7 protein-coding genes are annotated in these 7,301 nt (G+C 58.5%); 5 read left to right on the top strand and 2 right to left on the bottom strand.

What is annotated here, in order from left to right; all coding sequences use genetic code 11:
* The 5 genes from EO136_RS15070 to EO136_RS15050 form a co-directional block, all read left to right on the top strand.
* Positions 1-566, top strand: a 566-nt coding sequence (locus EO136_RS15070) for a manganese catalase family protein (protein WP_206513348.1), incomplete at its 5' end; no start/stop codon positions are given.
* An 11-nt stretch (positions 567-577) separates the two neighbouring features.
* Positions 578-970: a hypothetical protein gene (locus EO136_RS15065; protein WP_127145228.1), complete on the top strand. Its 393-nt coding sequence runs from the start codon at positions 578-580 to the stop codon at positions 968-970.
* The gene (locus EO136_RS15060; RefSeq protein ID WP_127145227.1) at positions 967-1,314 is read left to right on the top strand and encodes an SPW repeat domain-containing protein; all 348 of its coding nucleotides are present in this window, start codon (positions 967-969) and stop codon (positions 1,312-1,314) included. Before EO136_RS15065 ends, EO136_RS15060 begins: the two co-directional genes overlap by 4 nt.
* 444 nt (positions 1,315-1,758) lie before the next feature.
* Positions 1,759-2,457: a guanitoxin biosynthesis heme-dependent pre-guanitoxin N-hydroxylase GntA gene (gntA, locus tag EO136_RS15055; protein WP_127145226.1), complete on the top strand. Its 699-nt coding sequence runs from the start codon at positions 1,759-1,761 to the stop codon at positions 2,455-2,457.
* A complete protein-coding gene (locus EO136_RS15050) occupies positions 2,454-3,041 on the top strand; it encodes a DUF1989 domain-containing protein (RefSeq protein ID WP_127145225.1) in 588 nt (195 codons plus the stop codon). The genes gntA and EO136_RS15050 overlap by 4 nt, the downstream gene beginning before the upstream one ends.
* A gap of 260 nt (positions 3,042-3,301) precedes the next feature.
* Here EO136_RS15050 and EO136_RS15045 read toward each other — a convergent pair whose 3' ends face one another.
* Both EO136_RS15045 and EO136_RS15040 read right to left on the bottom strand, forming a co-directional pair.
* The gene (locus EO136_RS15045) at positions 3,302-5,485 is read right to left on the bottom strand and encodes a sensor domain-containing protein (RefSeq protein ID WP_164730629.1); all 2,184 of its coding nucleotides are present in this window, start codon (positions 5,483-5,485) and stop codon (positions 3,302-3,304) included.
* A 282-nt stretch (positions 5,486-5,767) separates the two neighbouring features.
* Positions 5,768-6,850 carry an alpha/beta fold hydrolase gene (locus tag EO136_RS15040; RefSeq protein ID WP_164730628.1) on the bottom strand — a complete coding sequence of 361 codons (1,083 nt, stop codon included), beginning with the start codon at positions 6,848-6,850 and terminating at the stop codon, positions 5,768-5,770.
* Positions 6,851-7,301 lie beyond the last annotated feature (451 nt).

The raw sequence follows: 7,301 nt of genomic DNA, 5'->3' as shown, positions 1-7,301 counted from the left end.
GCATGCAGGAGGAGGCGTCCCGGGACACGATCGGTGGCTCGGTACTCAACGGGATGAATCTGCGCCATATCCTCTCCACAGGCCTCGCCGCACTCCCCGAGAACGCCAACGGCGTGCCGTTCGACGCGTCCCACGTCTATGCGACGGGCAATATCGGCGCTGACATGAGCGCCAATGTCACCGCCGAATCCGGCGGGCGCGTGCTGGCGGTCCGGCTCTACAACATGACCGACGACCCCGGCATGAAGGACATGCTGGCCTATTTGATCGCGCGTGACACCATGCACCAGAACCAGTGGCTGGCCGTGATCGAGGAGTTGGGCGGCAACCAGGAGGTGTTTCCCATTCCCAACAGCTTCCCGCAGGACGAGGAAGCACGCGAGTTCTCCTATAGCTACATGGGCTTTCAGGCCGATGGTAGCCAGCCGGCGCAGGGCCGCTGGTCCGAGGGCAGCTCGATCGACGGCAACGATACCTTCACCAGCCAGCCCATGCAGCCGATGGGTGAAGAACCGAACCTGGGCCGGGCGCGCGAGAAATCCGGCGCCCAAGCCGAACAGATGTAGGGGGCAAGGCCATGCTTCGCCGTCATCTGATTGCCGGCGCAGGCGCCGCAGCACTTGGCGGGACATTGTCCCGCCAGGGCTCGGCCGCGCCTTCGCTAACGCTCACGACCCTCACCTATGTGTGCAATCTGCGCGACCATTGCTCTGACCAGGACATCGCCGGGCTCGCACCCCAAAAGGCGCTGGAGGTCAAGGTCGATTATAGCCGAGCCTATGATCCGGGCTCGGTGGCGGTGCTGCGCGGCGGCAAGGTGCTGGGCTATCTCCCGCGTCAGACCGGCCAGCATATCGCCGCGCAGATCTCCGCCGGCTTTCTGGTCAAGGCGCGGGTGGAAGCCGCCCGTGGCGGGCACGCCCCGAACCTCTCCATCATCCTCGAAACCCATCTGGGAGATACCGCATGATCCCGCTTCGCGTTCACGCCATCATCGATTACCTCGTGGGGCTCCTGCTTTTGGTTGCCCCCTACCTCTTCGGCTTTGCCACCGGCGAGATCGAGCAGGTGCTGCCCCAGGTGCTGGGCGTCCTGACCCTTGTGATGAGCCTGATCACCCGGTACGACCTGAGCATCGCCAAGATCATCCCCGTCCCGATCCACCTGGGCGTAGATGCTGTGGCGGGCGTGCTGCTCGCGGCCTCGCCCTGGCTCTTTGGTTTTGCCGACGTGATCTGGTGGCCCCACGTGCTGGTGGGCGTGGTCGAGATCCTTGTCGTCGTGCTGACCCGGCGACACCCCAGCCCCGTTTGAGCAGGAGAGCTTGCCATGAGCCCCATGCGCGAAACCCGCCTATGGCAACAGCGCAACTCCGCTGGGCCCGCAGGCCAGCATCCAAGTCGGAAGCTGTCGGTAAAGCAAGGTGCGCTCGTTGAGGACGCCCCTGGATTGCCGTAGGTCAGGATGGCCGCCACGCATTCCTGGCACTGCCAGGCTCGAATCAACCGGTCGGGCGCGGCAAGCTGATGCTCGTACCGAGACGCGTTTCCCGATAGCTACTCCGCCGCCGCGTCAGGCAGTACTAAAGAGCATATCGCGCATTAGCCACGTAAGCCGGTCGAAATCGGGGGAGGTGCGCGTTTTGTAAGCAATCGGGTCGTCCCGTCCGCTCCGGCGTCCGCTGGTTGGGACACGCGCCGGAACGATCCCCCAGTCCAACGCTTATGTACTGCTATTGCCGGCAGTGAGAGGACTTGCATGGATTCCGACCTCGAAGGCCGTCTGGCTTCCTTGATACGCGCCCCCGAATTTCCCTGCGTGGGTGCGAAATCGGCTCTGGGTAATGATCGCCTCACCACGTATCTGGCCCGCAGTATCGACAGCGCATGGGACGATGTCGCGGTCCAGGATCAACTGATGCAGTTCGCCTGGGCCTACAAGCGGGCCCCCCTCCTGTTTACCAGCTTTGCCGTAGTCTTTTCAGGCCCGGCGGCGCTCACTGAGGCCGAGTTCGAAGAGCACCTCTGGCAGCGCATTCAATCTTTGACCGACAAGGACGACTGGCGGGGGCAAAAGCCCGATCCGCGCGTCAGCGCTGACCCAGGCGACCCGCATTTTTCTCTAAGTTTCGGCGGCGAGGCGTTTTTCGTAGTGGGGCTGCACCCGCAGGCGAGCCGGCCGGCGCGCCGATTCGACTTTCCTGTCATGGTGTTCAATCTACACGACCAGTTCGAGGCGTTGCGCCAGCAGAACCGGTACGACAAGCTGCGCACTGCCATCCTCGAGCGCGACATGCGGCTCGCGGGCAGTGTAAACCCGATGCTGGCGCGCCACGGGAGCATTTCCGAAGCCCGTCAGTATAGCGGCCGAGCAGTGCCGGAGGATTGGTCCTGCCCTTACCATCGCGGCCCTACGGGCCCTATCGACCGGGAGACCCCGGCCAAAGGCGCGCCATGAGCGCATTCGAAGTGATTCCCCCACGCTCCGGCGTCGCCTTCGAACTGGGCAAAGGACAGACCCTCTCGGTGATCGATCCCGAAGGGGGGCAGGTTGCCGATCTTCTGGCGATCTCGCGCGCCGACACGCGCGAAATGATCTCGTCTGGCCGAACTCTCGACTACGCCGAGACTATCTACCTGACGACTGGCAATCGCCTCTATTCTAATCGATCCAACGTGATGCTCGACATTGTCGCCGATAGCGTAGGCCGGCACGACTTCCTACTCACACCGTGCAGCGAAGCGACCTTCCGCCTGTGCTATGACCACGAGCCGCCGCATCCTGGGTGCCACGGCAATTTGCACAAGGCCCTCATGCCTTATGGGATCGGCGAGGACGCCATTCCCATTGCGTTTAACTGCTTCATGAACGTGCCGATCGAGGGCGCAAGTGGCAAGTTCAAGGTACTGCCGCCCCTCAGCAAACCCGGCGATTCCATCCACTTCAAAGCTGCAATGGACCTGATCATCGGGCTGACCGCCTGTTCGGCCCCGGCCAGCAATGGCGGCAGCTTCAAGCCGATCCACTACCTGATCGACTGAATCTCTGCCCGACGCGGCGGGGCATATCTAAAGCCCTATGTATTGCGCCGAGTGTTCTAGGTCGACCTTTGACCATTGGAGGCTTTGGATTCCGCCCCGCCGGGCTCCGGTAAGGGCGGGAAGCCGAAGATCGTTATACCTGCAAGGAATACTGCGAGCTGGCTGCTATTGGTCAGCTGCCACGTCCAGCGTCTGCTGTACGCCCGCAGTTCGGCCGTCCAAACTAGAAACGGAGATTCCTGGAAGCCGCCGTACGAATATCAACCAACTACGCGCAGTTTCGCATTATCGGCCCCCAAGACAGCGGCGCACAGAGGTTCGGGTCGGTGCACTGCATAACCCTGAGCATAGTTCACGCCTAGCCTTTGCAATACCGGCGTCAACTCCGCGAACTCCACCGACTCCGCGACAGTTTGTATGCCCATGCTCGTTGCGAGCTTCACCACAGATTCGACGATGATGGCGCTAGCAGGATTGGAGCTGACCGATTTCACGAACTCGCCATCAATCTTAACGAAATGGACAGGTAGTTGCTGCAAATAGGCGAACGACGCCATGCCGCTTCCGAAGTCGTCAAGCGCAAAACGAATGCCCAGGTCGGCTAGTTTTCGCATAGCTGCGGCACTGCGACCTATATTGGAAATGGCTTGCGTCTCTGTCACTTCGAAACAGATATGCGCAGTCAAGAATTGCGGCTTCTCCTCAAGGAGCTGAACTACGTACGCGAAAAAACTGTCCGAACTTAATGTAACAGCCGACAAGTTTATGAAATAGCATGTCCCGGGATGGATAATATTGGAATCTAGATGCGCAATAGCCTTGGATATAATGTGTCTGTCCAACTCTTCAATCAGGCCAAATCGTTCTGCCGCAGGGATAAAGCCAGCTGGACTAATAAGCCTGCCGCTTACATCCCGTAACCGGGCGAGCACTTCGACAAACTTAGAGGCGTCAGACCTGTAAGATTGTAGATTCTGTATCTGTTGGCCGAAGAGTTCGATACGATTCTCGCGAACAGCCTGCTGCAAGCGGGTGACGTTGTCCATGTCGCATCGCTGTCGCCCGACTTCCGCATCAGACGCAAGCGCGACCTTTGTCCGATCACGTCCTGCCTCTTTAGCGAGGAAGCAAGCCGCGTCTGCATGGCCCAGAGCCATCTCAAACGTAGCACCCTCGGGGACCGAAAAGATGGCAACGCCAATGCTCAGCGACACGCTGTACCGCTGCTCTCCCCAGACGAAGCTTATACCCTTGACCGCAGCGCGCAGCCTGTCCGCGAGCGCCGTCGCCGCCGCGACGTCGCAATTGGACTGGACCACGGCGAACTCGTCGCCTCCCAGCCTGGCGATGATCATGTCCTCGCCTGCAAAAGCATCGAGTTGGAGAGTGACCTCTTTAAGAAGGCTGTCCCCGGCCGCATGACCGCAACGGTCATTGACGATTTTGAAATGATCGATATCCAAATAGAGCAAGGCGTGAGGACCCTCGCTTACGATATCTTCAGTCAGTCGCGAGAATTCCCGTCGATTTATCAGCCCGGTAAGTGAGTCATGCGCCGCTTGATGCGCTACCTCCTGAGCCAAGGTATACGCTTCCGTGACATCGTTGCCCTGCACGAAGATGCCCGTCACATTCTGAGTTTCGTCTACGATTGGCTGGTATATTAGGTCTATATATTTGAGTTCGAGTGCTCCCCCTGCCACGCGCTGCAGTTCAATAGGCATCGCTCGGCCGATAAAGGGTTTGCCCGTCTTGTAGACTTGGTCAAGCTTTTCCAAGAATCCCTGTTCCACGACCTCGGGAAGAACATCTGCAAGGGGATGTCCGATGATCTCTCGATGCCCAACGAGTTGGTAATAGGCGGCATTTGCCAGCTCGAATGAATGGCGTGGTCCTTCTAGGACACATATGAAGCCAGGCGCTTGGTGAAACAAATGTTGCAGCCGCTTCCGTTCCACGTCTAGCACTGTCACCAACTGGCGCGCCGTCGGCTGGGCCAACTCGGGGATGCCAAGATTGGGCGCCCCGCACACACTTTCGGTCCCGGTCATACCTTCAAGGTCCGGTATCTCCAGGGGACAGTGCAAAATGCTGACCAACTCTCCAGTTTCTGAAAAAAGTGGGACATTGGAAACGGTCCATCTTTTGGAATCCAGTTGGGAACCGTCGGGCGATGCTACTGCATATTCGATGTCGGCAAGGTGGTCGGTTTTTTGAGTTCTCAGAACACGCTGGAATGAATTCTGCAGGATTGCCGCTTGCGTATTTCCTGAACCGGGAAATGCCTCAAACAGGTTGCGGCCTATCAGGGTGGTCCGATCATGCCTGGCCGCATGCTCATAAGCCTGATTGCAAGCCGTTATGACCAAGTTGCGATCGAGAAGCATGGCTGGGGCTGGCCAGAGATCGAACGCCATCTCAAATTTCGCTAGCTCGGTGGACATCTCAACCCCCATTCCGTTCCCTATCGCTAAATCAAGCCGGTAAATATTTTGGCTGCAACAGGCAGGAGCACATATGGTGAAAGACTTCTTCAATAACGCTCCACATCTTTGGGAGTGCTACGTTTGTTCCGTCCCGTTGTCCTCTTCAGCGGCCAGAATTCTGTCCAGCAGTGTCAGCTTCTTTCGAGCAGAGTCAGACGTCGAGCGATTGGGGAGCCTTGGCGACTTGCGCTGGGTGATCACTGTGCGCAGTGGGCTTAGGTTTCAGATGTCCTCTGTGGTTCATTCGCTCAGCCGGTCCATCGATGTTGGCGCCGACCGCATTGTCCTCTCCAAGCCGTCACGCCGGCGGAAAATTTCAGATACAAACTCCGCGATGGCGGCATTGTAGAGCTCAGGGCGCTCCATAAAGCCCATGTGATTGACACCTTCGATCAACAAGAGCCGGGCGTGTGGGTTGCTCGCGGCAAGGGCTTTACTCGCCTCGGGCTTGGTCACAATGTCCATCGTTCCGCCGATTACAAGAATGGGGATCGATAGTTCGGCCAGCGCGCCTGTGGCATCCCAATTAAACATGGCCAAGTTGCCTTGAGCCACATTTCCCGGCGAATTGCGGGTAGTAAGGAGCGAGACATGTTCGAGCTGGCTGCGCGTTACATATTTTCCAAACCCGAATCGGTTTGCGACATGTGTCCACCCACTGAGATAGCTCTGCCAAGCTACTACCCATATGAGCGGCTGCAGCGCCTTGGTCAGATGCATCGCGGGTTCGAGGATCGGCTTTTGTAGAGCCTGCATCAGCCTGCTGAAAATTATTGTTTTTAAAGGGTTAGTGTAGGTGGTGTTGAGCAAGACGATCCCCGCCACTTCTCTGGTGAACAGTTCCGGATGCTCTTGGGCCAGGGTCTGAATGGTCATGCCGCCAATGCTGTGCCCCACCAGCACTACAGGCTCTCCCGATGATCGTTTCCCAATCAGGCGTCGTAACTCTTCAGCAAAGCCGCTGAGCGAGATCGGATTGACCGATTTCGAGCGTCCCATGCCCGGCAGGTCCCAGGTGATCAGCTTGAAGTCTTGCGATAGGTCGTGCTTGGCGTAGTACCAGGCTGTACTGTCCAGCGACCAGCCATGTGTGAGCACAATAGCGGGTCCTTGCTCCCCATGCTCCTCAACGTACGGCCGTTCGCCAGACTTTGATCGGCCTTTGCCATCCGCCCGTTCGGAATGAGTTTTCCGACTGTCCGGCTTGGCAAGTACGAGAGGAATAAGAAATCGACCCAGCAGCGACCACGCCAAAAAGCCCAACCCGAGCGCAAGTAGCCAGCCGTCGCGCACACGGAGCAAATCGCCTTCGGTTGTGACCACCGATTCCCCTTGCCACCAAAGCCAGAGGAGGTAGGCAGAGGCCCCGAGTACGGCCAAAGAGATCAGAATTCCAAAAAAGCGCAGTATTGACAGCAGCGGCACGTGACGCCTCGGATTTGTGGTTCGTACCAGAAGCTCGCCATGTGGCTAGGGTTCCAAGCTGCACTATCTGCCGTGGCACGGTGCAACATGGATCATCGGCGCGAAGAGCAATTCACGCGCCGCAAGGCTCTTGCCGGATGGTGTCCCTACAGGTGGCCAGCAGTTAGACGTGGCTATCTAGCGAAAACTCCACCTGAAATCGGGCACCGTTGCTGACCGAAGGGTGAGCGATCATTTGATCGTCTCGACTCAGCGGACGAAATGCTACACGCCATGTCGCAGACGTCGATGCAGGTAATTCTCATCGAACCCCGCCATCTGGACGAGTTTGGCCGGGTCGGCAATGTGC

Source organism: Pelagibacterium montanilacus (genome assembly GCF_003992665.1).
Classification (GTDB): domain Bacteria; phylum Pseudomonadota; class Alphaproteobacteria; order Rhizobiales; family Devosiaceae; genus Pelagibacterium; species Pelagibacterium montanilacus.
Note: the sequence above shows the minus strand (reverse complement) of the source record. Positions and strands in the feature narration are given on the sequence as shown.

What these genes read in the sequence shown, in the direction of transcription:
- EO136_RS15065 (WP_127145228.1), top strand. Translation starts at nt 578, where the DNA reads ATGCTTCGCCGTCATCTGATTGCCGGCGCAGGCGCCGCAGCACTTGGC.
- EO136_RS15060 (WP_127145227.1), top strand. Translation starts at nt 967, where the DNA reads ATGATCCCGCTTCGCGTTCACGCCATCATCGATTACCTCGTGGGGCTC.
- gntA (WP_127145226.1), top strand. Translation starts at nt 1,759, where the DNA reads ATGGATTCCGACCTCGAAGGCCGTCTGGCTTCCTTGATACGCGCCCCC.
- EO136_RS15050 (WP_127145225.1), top strand. Translation starts at nt 2,454, where the DNA reads ATGAGCGCATTCGAAGTGATTCCCCCACGCTCCGGCGTCGCCTTCGAA.
- EO136_RS15045 (WP_164730629.1), bottom strand. Translation starts at nt 5,485, where the DNA reads ATGTCCACCGAGCTAGCGAAATTTGAGATGGCGTTCGATCTCTGGCCA.